This is a genomic window from Thalassotalea hakodatensis (genome assembly GCF_030295995.1).
Taxonomy (GTDB): domain Bacteria; phylum Pseudomonadota; class Gammaproteobacteria; order Enterobacterales; family Alteromonadaceae; genus Thalassotalea_C; species Thalassotalea_C hakodatensis.
The window spans coordinates 3,679,239-3,695,673 of sequence record NZ_AP027365.1; the positions used below are offsets into that span (position 1 = coordinate 3,679,239).

Annotated in this window: 9 protein-coding genes and 1 pseudogene; 2 read left to right on the top strand and 8 right to left on the bottom strand. The window is 40.4% G+C overall.

Annotated features, from left to right (window positions below):
- Together QUE72_RS16300 and QUE72_RS16305 are read right to left on the bottom strand one after the other, a co-directional pair.
- Nucleotides 1–1,110 (bottom strand): annotated as a pseudogene (locus QUE72_RS16300) (IS3 family transposase).
- Nucleotides 1,111–1,203: 93 nt separating this feature from the next.
- Entirely contained in the window at nucleotides 1,204–3,453 is a 2,250-nt protein-coding gene (locus tag QUE72_RS16305) for an ABC transporter substrate-binding protein (protein WP_286270160.1), read from the bottom strand.
- A 179-nt stretch (nucleotides 3,454–3,632) separates the two neighbouring features.
- Here QUE72_RS16305 and QUE72_RS16310 point away from each other — a divergent pair, with 179 nt between their 5' ends.
- On the top strand, nucleotides 3,633–4,367 hold the full coding sequence (locus QUE72_RS16310) for a hypothetical protein (protein WP_286270161.1): 735 nt from the start codon (nucleotides 3,633–3,635) through the stop codon (nucleotides 4,365–4,367).
- A 137-nt stretch (nucleotides 4,368–4,504) separates the two neighbouring features.
- Here the strand turns inward: QUE72_RS16310 and QUE72_RS16315 are convergent, their stop codons facing one another.
- The 4 genes from QUE72_RS16315 to QUE72_RS16330 are packed head-to-tail and all read right to left on the bottom strand — an operon-like array spanning nucleotide 4,505 to nucleotide 10,536.
- A complete protein-coding gene (locus tag QUE72_RS16315; RefSeq protein ID WP_286270163.1) occupies nucleotides 4,505–7,636 on the bottom strand; it encodes an efflux RND transporter permease subunit in 3,132 nt (1,043 codons plus the stop codon).
- Between the two features lie 7 nt (nucleotides 7,637–7,643).
- Complete coding sequence (locus tag QUE72_RS16320) at nucleotides 7,644–8,876, bottom strand: efflux RND transporter periplasmic adaptor subunit (protein WP_286270165.1); 1,233 nt, start codon at nucleotides 8,874–8,876, stop codon at nucleotides 7,644–7,646.
- A 12-nt stretch (nucleotides 8,877–8,888) separates the two neighbouring features.
- Nucleotides 8,889–10,157, bottom strand: coding sequence for a TolC family protein (locus QUE72_RS16325; protein WP_286270167.1), 1,269 nt, complete (start codon nucleotides 10,155–10,157; stop codon nucleotides 8,889–8,891).
- A 43-nt stretch (nucleotides 10,158–10,200) separates the two neighbouring features.
- Nucleotides 10,201–10,536 carry a hypothetical protein gene (locus QUE72_RS16330; protein WP_286270168.1) on the bottom strand — a complete coding sequence of 112 codons (336 nt, stop codon included), beginning with the start codon at nucleotides 10,534–10,536 and terminating at the stop codon, nucleotides 10,201–10,203.
- A 205-nt stretch (nucleotides 10,537–10,741) separates the two neighbouring features.
- Between QUE72_RS16330 and QUE72_RS16335 the strand changes: the two genes are divergently transcribed.
- Nucleotides 10,742–11,134, top strand: a complete 393-nt coding sequence (locus QUE72_RS16335) for a Cd(II)/Pb(II)-responsive transcriptional regulator (RefSeq protein ID WP_074496478.1) — start codon at nucleotides 10,742–10,744, stop codon at nucleotides 11,132–11,134.
- Between the two features lie 77 nt (nucleotides 11,135–11,211).
- Here the strand turns inward: QUE72_RS16335 and QUE72_RS16340 are convergent, their stop codons facing one another.
- Both QUE72_RS16340 and QUE72_RS16345 read right to left on the bottom strand, forming a co-directional pair.
- The gene (locus QUE72_RS16340) at nucleotides 11,212–13,470 is read right to left on the bottom strand and encodes a S9 family peptidase (protein ID WP_286270171.1); all 2,259 of its coding nucleotides are present in this window, start codon (nucleotides 13,468–13,470) and stop codon (nucleotides 11,212–11,214) included.
- 122 nt (nucleotides 13,471–13,592) lie between these two features.
- Nucleotides 13,593–16,415 (bottom strand): TonB-dependent receptor plug domain-containing protein, encoded by a 2,823-nt coding sequence (locus QUE72_RS16345; RefSeq protein ID WP_286270172.1) that lies wholly within the window; start codon nucleotides 16,413–16,415, stop codon nucleotides 13,593–13,595.
- Nucleotides 16,416–16,435 lie beyond the last annotated feature (20 nt).

Sequence of the window (16,435 nt, forward strand, 5' to 3'; positions counted from 1 at the left end):
TTAATGACACAGTTCTAAATTAGAATTTTCCAGTTTTTCTCGGTAAGCTGCCGGCGGCAGGTTACCCAGACTCTCATGTGTTCTTTCTTCGTTATAATCCAATCGCCAGAACCAAGCCATATCTCGCACTTGGCTGAGATTCTCAAACAAGTAGGCATCAAGAAACTCTCTGCGGAATGAACCGTTAAAGCGTTCAACAAAGCCATTTTGCTGTGGCTTACCTAGCTGGATATATACCAGTTCAATATTATGGCTCTCACACCAATCTGTTAGTGTCGCAGAGAGAAGTTCTGGGCCATTGTCTACACGCAACTGTTTGGGCAACCCACGCTCATCTTTTAACTGCTCTAACACGCGAACTACACGGCCAGCGGGCAACGAGGTGTCCACTTCTATAGCGAGGCACTCTCGCGTTCCTTCGTCCACCACATTCAACGTTCTGAATCGTTTACCGCAATACAATGTGTCATGCATAAAATCGAGCGCCCATTGGTGGTTGGCTTGCTCCTGCACTTCTAAAGGCTGAGCAATTCGCTTGGGTAGCACACGTTTAGTTCTTCGTTTTAGATTCAACCCCATCTGGCAATACACGCGATAAACGCGCTTATGGTTGAACGGAAAGCCTTTGAAGCGCATTCGGCCAAAACACTTCCAGAAGCCTGCTCGTGGCGACTTTTCAAGCACGGCATTGATAGCATCAATGACAGCAGCATCTGCTTTACGCCAGTCTCGTTCAGGGCGATAAAAGGTCGAACGGCCAATGCCAACAAACAGACAAGCCCTTACGATACTTAGCCCCGCACCAACCATTACGCTGACGCATTCTCGTTTATCCGCTGTCACCAGCCCTTTTTTGCGAAAAGCTCCTTAATCGCATGATTTTCTAGACTGACATCCGCAAACATCTTTTTAAGCTTGGCGTTTTCTTCTTCCAGCTCCTTCAACCGTTTGACGTCAGAGGCTTCCATCCCACCGTATTTGGACTTCCAGTTGTAATAGGTTGCACTACTGATACCGTGTTGACGGCACACTTCCTCGACTTTTCTACCAGCATCAACTTCTTTTTAATACTGCGATGATCTGAGATTCTGTATAGCGTGATTTTTTCATAGTCGTCTCCTGCATTAATCATTACAGAAAACTCTAATTATGTCTGTCTCAGTTTAAGGGAAGTGGACAAGTGCGTTTCATCGGGGGGTTAATTTATGAAAAATATTGCAAACAGCGTTGGAACAGTAGTTGCGTATCAATGGGTTTGCCAAGGTGGTAAGCAAACCCTTGCGCTAAATACTGCTTAATATCTTCTTCCATTACATTTGCTGTTAACGCGATAACGGGTATGCTCGGGTATAATTCATGGATAATTTTTTGTGCTTGTAAGCCATCCATCACTGGCATTTGTATATCCATAAAAATTAAATCAACCTGCTTATTTGCAAGCAGTTCTACCGCTTCTTGCCCATTATTGGCAATAACCAACTCGACCTTTGTTGGCTTCATCATTGACGAAAATATTGTCTGATTAATACGGTTATCTTCGGCCAATAAAAAGGTCTTACCGCGTAAGTCAGGTGCTGAAAGCTTTTTCGTGCTCAGCGCTTGTTGTGTAACATCAGCTTGAGTAATAGGTAATACCACTTCAAAGGTTGTACCTTGTTGCGGCTTACTTTCTACCTCAATGGAGCCATTCATCATATCGATTAATGATTTACAAATAGACATACCAAGACCAGTACCGCCATATTTTCGCGTAGTGGTATTATCGGCTTGTTCAAAACGGTTATATAAACGATCTATGGCCTCCTGTTTCATACCAATACCACTATCTTGTACGCGAATAAATAATGCACCTTGCTTATCAGTATCTACCAATACGTTTACTTCGCCAACATTCGTGAACTTGACCGCATTTGAGCTCAAATTTAATAGAATTTGTTTAATTCGTACACTGTCACCTAACCACCCTTGCTGATAGTTTTTTCCTTTAATAATAGAAAATTTTACATGCTTTTCTTCAGCGATAGGCGTTAAAGAGATAGAGAGCACTTCAAGTAACATATCTAAATTGAACGGCTTAGTTTCTAACGTTAACTTATGAGCGTTTATTTTTGAGAAATCTAAAATGTCGTTAATAATAGTGAGTAACATCTCTGAAGAATAACTCGCTTTTTCTAATAAATCTTTTGCTTCATCAGATTGCGGCATCTCTTGTAGTAATTGAATAGTGCCTAAAACACCGTTCATCGGCGTTCGTATTTCATGGCTCATATTTGCTAAAAACAGTGATTTTGCGTTATTCGCTGCTTCTTCTTTTTGCTTTGCAACTTCAATACGTCGCTTTTGTTCAGACAATAGCTCAACATGTTGATGTAATTGTTTATTATTACTTTCAAGTGTTTTAGTTTGTTCATTCACAATGCGCTTTAAGCGTTTATTAAAACGCATTTGCACAAAGAGATACGCAACAAACAACAACGCACAAGACAACGTAATGTAAAATATACGCGAGTTTATTTCAAAAGGCTTCGGCTCATAATCACGTAACAATAATCCGGTTAAGCTACCATCTTCCGGTGCCATGTTTAAGTTTTGATACACCTGCGCAGCACGTGAAAATCGTGCAGGAAAGACACTACCAATAGGCACTATATTAGGTTTAATAAGAACTTCCGTTGCCTTAGCTTCTTTTAAAATATTAGTTAGTGTATTTTCTGCACGATACTTATCTTTAATAAGCAGAGCAATTTCTTGTTGATGTTTCAACGCATATAGCCAACCTTTATGGGTTGCTGACACAAAACGCTTAATTGAAGATAAGTCGCGCTTCACACGCTGTTCAGTGGTAAATAGCAGATCTCCGTAGAAATCAATACCGTAACTTGAAGGGTCTATAATATTGTAATCGATCCCTTTAGCATCATAAATAAAAGGCTGATTTGAACGATAAGCTGACATAACATCTGCTGTACCATTAACTAACGCATTATTATTAAAAGTATGAGCCACAAATTCATAATTATTCACATTAAACATTTCAAGCAATGCATTTAACGACGCATCATCTAAATTACGCTGAAACATAATTTTTTTACCGGTAAAATCATACGGACTAGCAATGCCAGATGACTTCAACGACATAAAAATTAATGGGCTAGATTGGAATATTGTTGTCGCAACAACCAGTGGTTGTCCTTTTAACTTGGCAGCAACAATTGATGAGTCACCAACAGCAAAATCCGCTTTGCCGGATAATACATTTTCGATAACGCTGGTATTAATATCCCTTTCTCTTATTTCTACGTCAAAACCTGCGTCTTGATAATACCCTTTTTCTAAGGCCGCATAATAACCAGCAAATTGAAATTGATGAAACCATTTTAGCTGTAAAACAACCTTTTCTTGACCCCATGCAAAAGGAACGACTAACAGCAATAAAATAAAGAACTTCTTCATCACACAACTTATCAAGAACATGTCACTTTACTATAGTACAAACAAGTGAGAGATAAAGATTTTTATGTCTTATTATAGAGGTATCACCTCGAATCACTGAGGTATTCTCCGAACCCCTATATGAAACGGCATACTACTTGCTGTGATTACTGCTCTAGTGTCAATTTTTTGAGTTTTCTATGATTAACAATATTAATAACTATAGCCATTTTTTTAGCGGTAACACGACAAACTCATCGTCTACAGAAGTTGATGAAATAATTGCCTCACATAAATCACCTCAAGAAACGGCTACAAGTACTGTTGAAAATAGCCAATCCCATTTATTTCTCAGTAGTAAAGCACAAAAAATTAATGCCATATCAAATGAGTTTTTCACCGGAAATGATATGAGTTTCGATGATATTGACGCCTTAAAGACACGCGCCTATCAATTGGGGCTCATTAATAAAGAAGAGTATGGGCAGTTATCGAATACCGAATATTCTGCCGAAGAAATACAAGCATCAAAAGATTTATCAACAACAGGAATTGCTCATTACATCACCGACTTTTTGCAGCGTTTAGATGACAGTGATGCAGGTAAAACAGAAAACGCCACCGCAAATGACCAAGAAGACAATACTGAGGAAAGTGATGCATTAGTTGCGTTAAAATCAGCGTTAACAAACGCTAAGAAGATTATTGAAGACGTAGAAAGTGAAAAAGCAAACCCTGAATTTAAAGCCACATTAATTGATACCATTTCTGTTTTAAAAGACACCATTAACGCCAGTGCTTTTGAAAAAATGCCCTTAGATGACAATGTCGGCTTAACTAAAGTGTATCAAACGTTAGAAATCGTAGATAAAATTTCTCCTCAACGACTAACGAATGAAAAATTAAATCGCTATATGTCGGTGTCATTAGGATAATATCCTAATTATTGGCTTACTCAATAGCAAATGATCGGCTAATAACAACTGTTGTACCCTTGAGTGGTTAACGCCTCGTTGTAACAATATTAAGTAAAAGCCCAACTCCTCACGGAAGTGGGCGTTTACTTACATGCTTACCCTTCGTTATTTTTTCCTTTATATACCAACTTATACAACGCTGGTAACACAAGCAGGGTTAATAATGTTGAACTCACAATGCCACCTATAACCACTGTCGCTAAAGGCCGTTGTACTTCGGCACCTGTGCCAACATTAAACGCCATTGGTATAAAACCTAAACTGGCCACAAGTGCTGTCATCAGTACCGGCCTTAATCGCTGGCTAGCCCCTTGTTTAATTGCTTGCAGCAACAATAATCCTTCTTCTCTTAATTGACGAATAAAAGATAACATTACAACGCCATTTAATACTGCCACCCCTGAAAGTGCGATAAAACCCACAGCAGCAGAGATTGAAAAAGGCATGCCACGTAAGCTTAATGCAATGACACCGCCGGTAAGCGCTAAAGGCACACCGCTAAACACAATTAATGCATCACGAAGTGAGCCGAAAGCACTATACAACAACCCTAAAATCAACAATAAAGTTAATGGCACAACTAAGGACAAACGACGACTGGCAGATTGCAGTTGTTCAAACGTTCCGCCATAATCCAACCAATAACCTGCAGGTAAACCAAGTTGAGCACGCATTACCGTTTCAGTTTGGTTGATAAAACTGGCTAAGTCTCGCCCTTGCACATTAGCGGTGACTACCACATTACGTTTGCCGCTTTCACGGTTTATTTGGTTTGGCCCCTCTGCAATATTAATATCAGCAACTTCCCCTAAAGGAACATAGGCTAACTCAGCATTTTCTGACTGAGGAACAGCAACAGGAATTTGCGCCAAACGTTGAGGATCGTTTGACCATGATGTATTCATTCTAACCATCAACTTAAATCGACGGTCTCCCTCATAAATCAACCCAGCTTTTATCCCACCAACTGCAGTATTCACCGCTTGTTGAATGTCCATCACAGTTAGCCCTAATAACGCCATATGATCACGCTGCGGTGTAACCACTAGCGTTGGCAAACCTGATAACTGCTCTAAACGCACATCAGTAGCTCCTTGAATGCCTGACAGCAAACCCGTTGCTTTTTCACCATAGGTTTTCAATATGGCGAGGTCATCACCGTAAATTCGAATAGCAACATCAGCTCTTACGCCAGCAATAAGCTCATTAAAGCGCATTTCAATTGGCTGAGTAAATTCATAATTATTACCAGGTACATCTTCCACCCGATGCCTAATCTTTTCAATTAGCGCAGCTTTGGTGAGTGAAGATTCAGGCCATTCATTACGTGGTTTAAGCATAATAAAGGTATCTGCCACATTCGGCGGCATAGGGTCATTAGCAATATCTGGAGTACCTATTTTAGAAAACACCCGCTCAACTTCATCAAGTTCTGCGAGTGCATTCTCTAATTGACGTTGCATAGTGACTGACTGCTCTAAACCTGTGCCCGGAATACGCAAGGCATGCATGGCTATATCACCTTCATCGAGTTTAGGCAAAAACTCTGCGCCCATTTTATTGGCATGCCAGCTTACAGATATCAGCAAAACAATCGCACAAAAAAGCACTAAAGCAGATTGACGCAACGAAAACGATAATAATGGCTGATAAAGCTTTCTCGCCCAAGTCATTAAACGGTTTTCCTGCTCAACCACTTTGCCGCGTAGAAAAATAGCTAATGCAGCTGGAACAAAGGTAACAGCAAACAGTAATGCACCGAGCAACGCTGCAACAACAGTAAATGCCATCGGGTGAAACATTTTCCCTTCAACACCAGATAAGGCAAATATTGGTAAATAAACCAGCATAATGATTAACACCCCAAACACCGCAGGGTTAAACACCTCTTTAGTGCTGAGAAACACTTCATGAAGCCGCTCTTGAAGCGTTAATAATCGCCCGACTTTACGTTGTGCCATACCTAATCGACGTAATGCATTTTCAACCACAATGACCGCACCATCGACGATTATGCCAAAGTCAATCGCCCCTAAACTCATTAAATTACCGGATACACGATTAGCTGCCATTCCAGTAACCGCAAATAGCATGCTTAGCGGAATAACTAATGCGGTGATCAAAGCGGCGGTTACATTACCTAGTAAAAAAAGTAACACCGCAATAACCAAAACAGCACCTTCAAACAGGTTCTTTTGCACCGTTTCAATCGTTTTATCAACGAGCGAGGTACGATCATAAACCGGTTCAAGCAGCACGCCTGCTGGCATACTTTGTTGAATTTTTTCCAGTTGTTTAGCAACATTCTTTGCCACAATACGACTGTTTTCACCCAGCAACATCATTGCTGTCCCCATTACTGCCTCATCACCTCCGTAGGTTGCAGCCCCAGTACGGAGCTCTTTACCGAGAAACACATTGGCAACATCTTTGATCCTAACCGGTGCATCATCACGCTTAGCGACAACCAATTGCTTGATCTCATCTAAACTTTTTAACTGGCCTGGCGTTCGCACCAAATATTGTTCGCCATTTCGTTCAATATAGCCTGCACCTTGATTGATATTATTACGTTCAAGAGCCTCTACAACATCACCAATGCTTAATTTATAGGCGAGTAATTTTCCTGAGATCGGCGCTATCTGATATTCACGCTCAAAACCGCCAATACTATTAATTTCAGTAACTCCTGGTACTTTTAGTAACTGAGGTTTCACCACCCAATCTTGTAATGTACGTAAATCTTCAGCGCTATACGCTTCATCTGTGTCTTTAAGTGCTCCAGTTTCGGTATGAATAATGTAGGTGAATATTTCCCCTAAGCCACTAGCTATAGGGCCTAACGTCGGCTCAATTTGATTGGGTAACTCACCACGAATCGCTTGTAAACGTTCTCCTATTTGTTGTCGTGCCCAATATATATCAGTACCTTCATTAAAAATTACTGTCACTTGAGACAAGCCATACCGTGATAATGAGCGGGTATAGTCAAGTTTTGGTATACCAGCCATCGCATTTTCAATGGGAAAAGTTATCCGTTGCTCTACTTCTAGTGGAGTAAACCCTTGAGCCCCCGTGTTGATTTGTACTTGAATATTAGTGATGTCTGGCACAGCATCTATGGGTAGGCGCAGTAAATTATAGACACCTACGGCTGCAATGAATAAGGTCACCGCCATCATCAGCCAACGACGCTTTATCGCAAAAGAAATAATATGATCTATCATGCTAACCTCAATGTGCGTGGCTTGCGCCAGCTTTTAAAACATCTGCTTTAAGAACATAGCTATTGGTGGTCACGTATTCCGTATCGTTTGTTAGGCCTGATAATACTTCAACCCATTGCTCGTCAGCTTCTCCCAATATTAATGGTCGCGCTTCAAAGGTGTTGCCAAAGCGTGCAAATACCACAGGTTTATCCATCAGTTGCTGTATCGCTTGTTTCTCAACACGCATCGCTACCGGCTTATTACCGGTAACGATATCCGCTTTGACATGCATTCCAGGACGCCAATGGCCATCGGGGTTATCAATTAATACTCGCGCTCTAGCAATGTGACCTCCGGTCATTTTCGGTGCTAAATAAAACACTTTCCCCATAGCTTCTAAATGATGGTGTAAATCATATATCTTGGCTTGTTGGCCAATCGCCATATTTTCAATATTCTCAGGAAATGCCGATAATTCTACCCATACTTTGGAAAAATCTGTGATTTCTAATAACGCTTGTTGATCCGCACGTTCTCCCTGGCTAACTCCCTGTGCAGTCACCATACCTGCCGCAGGACTATAAAGAGTAAATGACTGTAACGTTTTATTATTTTTTATTTTCAGTACGGCTTGGCCTTTTTTAACGCTATCTCCAATCGTCACTAAAATCGACTCAACTAAACCCGCATAAGGCGACATAATGCTATATTGTCTATCTACCGTAGGGGCAATAACGCCGAATAACGTTTCTTTAAATTCAAGCGTACCAGCTTGCGCTAATTGAGTTTGAATATTGCTTGCTTCAATGGCTCGTTGAGATAGGTTAGTTCTTCCTTCGTGTTTTTCGAACTGCCATTGAAATTGCTCCGCTGCAATGGTCGCTTTTACGGTTACATCAAATGAGTGCGGCTGAGCGATGCTTTGTGTGCTGACTAAATAGTTTTGTTCTACCGTGAAATCAAGACGCTCTTGTTTGCCGTCTAGTCTTGACAATTCAACCTCTAGCGTAACATCATTTGGCGAAATAGGCTGGCCACCTTGGTATGCATACACGCGCATTTCAGGTGCAACACCGATTTCATAAAAGCTTACTTCTAACGCGGTATGCCCAGTTGTTAATAATCGGCCACCATGTTCCCCTGTTTGAGTAGATTCTTCTTGATGTCCGTGTTCGCCAGAAGCTTGTACCGTAAATACACCGGCAATCATAAGGGTCAGAGTAATACTGACAAATAAAATAAATTGTTTAATATTCATAGGTAATGTCTCTTATTCGTTCGCCGCATCAGCGACCAATGATTTACCGGTTAATCGTTGCATGGTTAATAGCGTGTGATATTGTGCCAAACGTACTACCAATAATTGTTTTTGTGCGTCAAAAAGCGATTCTTGCGCTTCAAGCAGCTGTAACACAGAAATTTGGCCGTTTTGGTAACTCGATTCACTATGGCGCAACAACTGCTCAGCCTGAGGTAATAAATGCTGTTGTAAGGTTTGTTCGATGGTTTCGTTTGCTTGCATGTGCGCATAAAGGCTTGCTAGCTGGTTACGTAACGATTGACGCAAAAGCGCCTGTTCTTCACTTAATTGACCGACTTTTTCTTGTGCCATCGCGATGTTGCCACGATTCGGTTTTTGCCACGTTAATGGCATTGAAAAACCTAATACCACACCACTATCATTATTTCCCGCGTTGTGTTTCACACCGCCTTCTAGTGTGATGTTTGCCACATTATTCGCTTGTTCAACAGCTAACCGGGCTTGCTGTATTTTTACTTGTTGCTCTAGTAGCACAAAGTCAGGTGCGCGATTAACGGCTTGATACCAAACTGTGTCTGATGGAATAGTCGGTAGCTTGCTTGTATCTCCTAGTACTCGTTCAAAGTCAGGTTCAGATAACCACATCTGACTGAGCGAAAACCTCGCCGCCTTTAATTCGCTTTGCAAATGTATTTTACGCAGTTTTAGCTCTGCCAGCCGATATGAAACCCGAGAAATATCAGCTTTTAACACTGCACCGGCTTTCGCTCTGGTCTTTACCACGTTGAACAATCGCTGAATGTCAGATTCACGTTTTTGATGCCAAGTAAGCAACTGCTGTTGATACAACACCTGATAAAATTTACGCGCAGTATCGGTTAATATTGATAACCTATCTGATTGATATTTCGACGTGCTTTGTTGTTGTTTCTTCTGTTGTAGCGCCATACGTAATGAGCGCTTATCACCAAGCTCAATCACTTGGCTCAATGACAAGGTAAGGTCCGCTGATTTTACCCCTTGACTTTCACCTGTTCCGAGAACATTTTCCAGCTTCACGCCTAACCTCGGCGTAGGCCGTATACTTGCTTGTAGTAAACGAGCGTCTAACATTCGTGCTTCGTACGGATACCTTTTCAACGTTGGATGATAGGTAATACTCTTTTGTAACGCATCCGTTAACGTTAATGATTCATTTGCCAAAGCTTTACTGCACAGTAACAGTACAAACAGATGACATAGTGTTGCCCTACCTAATAGGGCAGTAATAATATGCATAATGTGTATTCTCTTAAAAATTTATGACAAGGCCGTAGCCTGTTTAACTAAAATAGAGAGAATACGCATTCGGGGGTGGTAAAGGAGGACTGTAATACAAGCTAGTATAAGCGGGTATAGACTGCGTTAGTGTCGTTGCTACACAGCCAGTAAAATTAACACCAGTACCGTAACCACTAAGACAGCTTAAATGAACATGTATTTCATGTTCCTTGTCTTGCTCTGATGTAACTTTATGATGTAAATCAAGCCCTTCTACATGTTGCACATGAGAATAGCTGGCATGCTCTTGATCAGGAGGATAAAAAGGCGCGCTATCACAGCTAAAAAAGCTATGTACCAACAGCAATATTGCGTAAGTAAGTTGTTTCGCCTTCATTTCAAATATCATTCTTATGGCAAAAAAGTATTGCCCTAGTAGTGTAATAAATTGCCGAGACACTATAACATTATTGGCTAGCATGTCACTTAATAGTGATGATCATGAGCGCGTGAAACCCTTTGATGTTTATTTTATAAGGTAACACGTATCTCTTTACATCAAGTTGTCGTAGTATAAAGCTTCCAGTTACAGGAAGGTCAATATGAAGATTAGTCAATTAGCAGAACAAACACATGTTCCAACAAAAACTATTCGTTATTATGAAGATATTGGGCTTTTAAAACCTGCAAAACGTGCAGAAAACGGCTACCGATATTACCAAGTTGAAGATGTTCAATTACTTATTTTTATTCGTCGTTGCCGAGAGTTAAATATGTCACTCGACGAGATTAAAACGTTAGTGCAAGTACAGCGTCAGCCAAATATTTCTTGTGATACGGTCGATTCAATGATTGCTCAACAACTCGATAACGTTCGAAAAGCCCAAAAAGAACTACAAAAATTGGAACGCTCATTAGCGAAACTAGCAAAGTGCTGCACCAGCAATAAAATAGAAGATTGCAAAATACTTAATACGCTCAATGCTTCGCATTAGGCACATAAAACAATCTTCGCGTTAAAATGCTTCACACTAAAGATAACTAACTATTAATTATTGCCATCTTTTCCTAGTTATTCGTTGTCTTCCTGTAAATGTTCAATAAAGAAACGCCAGCGTTTTTCAACAAAATAAGGGTGTTCATCTAATACATGTCCCATTTTTGGCATGATCAACAGATCAAAATCTTTATTCGCGTCGATCAGTTTATCAACTAAACGCATGGTCGCAGAAGGGTGAACATTGTTGTCTAGTTCACCGTGGGCAAGTAGTAACTTCCCCTTTAGTCTTTCCACGTTCGTGTAATTCGATTGTTGTTGCCATGCCTCACTCATTGGCCAACTCATCCATATTTCATTCCAACCTGCTTTATCAACACGGAAGTCATGGTTACCCGATGCACTGACGCCAGCGCTAAAAAAGCTATTATGCCTTAACATCGCTTGCACAGTATCATAGCCTCCAGCACTGAACCCATAAATACCAACACGATTAATGTCCATATATTGTCGATCTTTAGCTAATTGTTTTATTGCCCAAACATGATCATCGGTTCCTGCTGCTAAGTTTTTGTAACTCACACGGTGAAATTCACACCCTCTTTTACTGGTGCCACGGCCATCCATTTTAATTACAATAAACCCAAGCTCTGCCAAGGCAGGGCGAGTATTGGCAAAAGTTGAAAAGGATTTTGGCGTGAAAAAATTATGTGGTCCTGTATAAGTATCATTAATAACAGGATACTTTTTGCTCGCATCGAAGTTTGATGGCTTATAAAGCAAACCATATAGAGGAGTTACGCCATCATCCGCAATGACACTAAATGGCTCTGGTGGTTGCCAGCCTAGTGCAGTTAATTGGCCAATGTTTGCTTGATCAAGTTGTGTGAGTTTCTCCCCTGTTACTGCACTTCGCAGCCAAGATTGCGGTGGTGTTTTTGCATCAGAGAATGTGTCAATAAAGTAATTAAAGTTTGGCGATAAACGCGTATTATGTTCAAAAGGTTCAGGAGTGAGTAGCGTTAAATCACTGCCATCAAGGTTAATACGATATAAATGACGTAAGTATGGATCACGATTCTTTTCTTTCCCTGAAGCTTCAAAATATAAAACGCCTTTTTCTTCATCAACCGCTCGAATAGCCCTAACAGTGTATTCCCCCTGAGTTATCTGATTTAACAGCTCTCCCGTGGTAGTGTTATATAAATACAAGTGTTGATAACCGGAACGCTGTGAACTCCAAATAACGTGGTTTTTATTATTTAAGTGATACGAAACTTGTACCCAAGGATCAATAAATTCATCGTTTGACTCTTTTATTACTGAAACAACTTGTTTCTCTTTCGCGATCACTTTACGCAAAAATAGTGTTTTATTGCCTCGTCGACGATCTTGGTAGTAAAAGTCACCTTTATGCCAGTATCCCCATAGCGCCCTTCCATAATATGTTTGCATTACTTTAGGGGCATTTAGTGCGCTTGCTTCCTGGTTAACAACATCAATAAGTACAACCTGTGCCATAGGCAATGTTTGATCGCCCGCTTGGGGGTAATAGTAACGTACACTATTCACGTTAAAATCATTATCAGCGGTACTATCAGTTAATGTTAATTGAGTAACGCCTTGGCGGAATAGCCGATAAGTGATGACATAATGACTATTTTCCGACCAATAAAGGCCTAAATGGTTCTGTTCATCGAAACCCTCATCATTTAGCCGCTTATTAGGAACTGAATGTGTGACAGCATAAGGGGATGACTCAGATCCATCTTCAGTTAATTGTTTACAGTCTTGCGTGGATGTTTTACACAAAAACAAATTGTAATTTTCCACTTTAACAAAATGTTGCTTATCTGGTGAAGTATATCTTCTTATCTTATCTTGTGACTTTTGTTTAGATGCCGCACGGCATTGATAAGGACTTGCAACGATATCACAACGATAAGGTTGGTTATTTATATCAAAATTAAGCACTTTGCCATTGAATTTAACGTGACTAAGCGGAGAACTTTGCCAGTCAATTGGCTCTTCTAAATTAAGCGATTGTGTTAACTTAACTTTGTCAAACAAAGGCGTTTTTACTTTATCATTGGCGTTAACCCGCACGAATTCCTGCCCGCGCTTTTCAGAGTAGCGTTCAAACCAAAACTCATCAGCCTTGTCGTCAATCCAATGTCCAGTTAACGACAAATTATGTACTTTATTTCTTAAATTCTTTGCACTGAACGCTTTAGCACGCTCAATATTATCATCTATTGATTTGTGTTTAATTGCTGGCGTGTGCTGACAACTTATTAAACATAAAAGAAGAAAAAACAGGGATATAAATTTCATAAAAATACTCATACAATTAGCAATTACCTTTGCTATTGTTATTGCCTTTTTGCAAATATTTAAGGCCAGCAATCACTTGCTGGCCTTATAAAAACTCACTAAGAGTTATATGTGATTATTGTTTAAAACCGATATGTGGCAGTAACAAAGTACTCTAAACCAACTGGGTTATATTTGGTAATATCGGCAAATGGCCACCACTCTTCTGATTCGTGTTGATGTGGTTTTTTATCGAATAAATTCGTTACCGCAGCACTCAAAGTCAAATCATCAGAAATATGGTAAGTGGCACTCATATTAACCGTTGTCCATGCTGGATAGCGTTCATTGACGTCATCAGACCATCTCACAGGCGATGTACCTAAGCGATTAACAAAAAAGGCAACCGACAAGTCATCATTATTCCAACCCAAAGTAGCGGTTGTGCGTGTGCGGAATTCATTGTTCCATTGATAGTCTCGAATATTCTCTAACTCATCTTCAGGAAGAAATCGTTCATTAGTCTCCAAGATGTGCGTGTAATCAATATTGAAAAACACTCGACCAAGTCCAGCTAAGTCATGGGTATATTTCGATGATATATCAATACCTTTCTGCTCACGCTCACCTGTATTAAATGGGCTAGTTACCGTTGAAAGTACATCATTACCCGATGGCCCGCCTCGAGAAACGCGATTTAACATTTCCTGACACTTGGCAGAATTTTGATCAACTGTTTGCCCAGACTCGGTAAACCCAAGCGTACATTCAGCTTCATAACGCAATACTGAACTTGCCCCTAAATTACCAATTTTCTTTTCTAAAGACACTTGATAATAATCAAACGTAACTGACCAGTCATCGGTAATGCTAGCAACCAAGCCGATATTTAAACTATCGCCCGTTTCTTCTTCTAAAGAAAGATCGCCCTTAGATTCTTGGCGAACGCTGATGCCGTAATCATCACCACAACCACTCCAGCTTTGCCCTGAAGTTAAGCCAGTGTTGTTCACACAGGTTAAATAATCAATTGGGCTTGCAAATGAAGAGCTTTCACCTGCATACATATAATGCATATCTGGTGCTCTAAATGACGTGGAATACATCGTTCTGATTAACAACTCTTCCATTGGTCGCCAAGATAAGCCCGCTTGATAAGTAAACGCTCCGTCAACATTTGATTCATCATCATAGTAATCATAACGACCCGCTAATGTGGCTTCTAATGAACCAATGGTGCTTTCTTTCGCAGCTAGTGGGATAGATAACTCTAAACCTGCAGCATATCGTTCACGATCACCTTTACCTGTAATGCCTGACCAACCATAAATATCACCACGTACGGTTTCTTCGTCAGTGATAAATTCATACCCTTCTTTTAGGTACTCAGTAACAAAAGCAAATTGAGCTTCACCTGCGGGTAATTCAATTAAAGAACCACTAATATCAAATGATAAACTGTGTAAATATGAATCACCTTTTCCGACTGAGTGATGAAGAGCACTGGTAAACATATCAGGCGTTAATTGACCAAAGATGTCGATATTAGTTGGTTCGTAGTTAGCATTTAACTGTGATGCATTAACTACAACCCAACGTGAACCTTCCCAAGGTTGAGTCCAATCAGTACCTTTTTCACCATACAATAAACTCAACATCTTTTGATCATCAAAACGACCTACAGTGTCTTCATAATCATATTGGCCCGTAGTGAAAGTAACCGCATAATCATATTCATCTGCGATCACCCCTTCTATACCTACAATACCTGTCATAGACGTTTCATCAAACTCTTGGTTTGAAGTTGGTACTTCAAAGTTTCTAAAACGTCGCCAAAAGTGACGATTCCCTAAAAAGGTGCTAGCATCATTAATGTCTTCTTGAACAACGTAATCAACACCATAGCTATATCGATATAATCCGGCATCACCTTCAGATTTTGTGCCTAAAAAGGTAGCAAAAATACGCCCATCATCTAACTCATACTCCGCGTTTACAAAAAGATTAGTTCGATCACGCTCATTACGTACGGTATATGTATTATACGGATTGTCTCCGCAGTAGTAAGGGTCAGGATCAAAATGCACTCGCCCTGGCGGTTGCACCTTTTCATAACCAAGTGGTTCACAACGTCCTGATAAATCTTTCATCGCGATGGGATCTGGTTCCCATTTAGCCCAATAACTCATCACTTGTTCTGGGCCATGTCTATCAGGGTTTGGACCATCTTCCGGCTCGTCAAACCATCCTCGGTCATCACCATGAATTGGATCGCGTTGATCAATTTCAAGCACAGCGGTATAGCTAAATTTATCATGTGTTCCACCAGTGCTCAGTGTAAATTTTTTGCTTGCACCACCGCCGCCTTTAGTATCTCCAAAACGAGCCGTAATTTGATTAAAATCGATATCGTCTTTTAAAATTACATTGACTACACCTGCTACAGCATCTGAACCATAAATTGCTGATGCGCCACCGCTAAGTATTTCAACGCGTTTTACCGCTTCCGTAGGAATCATCGCAAGGTTAACGATATTACCCGCTACATTTCCTGAAGGCTTTGGTAATACCGGTATGCGTCTTCCATTTATCAATGTTAACGTGTAACTTGCCCCAAACCCTCTTAAGTTAATAGCTTGCGCATTCGCATTAAAATTATTTGAGCTTTCTTCACCAACGAAAATACCCGTATTTTTAGCAAGTGAATCTAACGCATCAAACACGTTAGCATGCCCCTGTAATTGAATATCAGCTGCAGAAATTGTAACGATAGGTGTTACACCTTCAATGGATGTTCTTTTAATTCGTGAACCCGTGACTTCGATGCGTTCAACACCTTCTTCTTCAAGGTTAGCAGCATCTTCAGCTGCAAAACTGGCTGTACTCATCGATGAAAAAGCGCTTGCAACAGCCAATGCTGTTACACTTTTTCGTGTGATTAAAGTTTTAAAAAAATTAACCGTCATACCCCCTCCCGGGTTTTAAT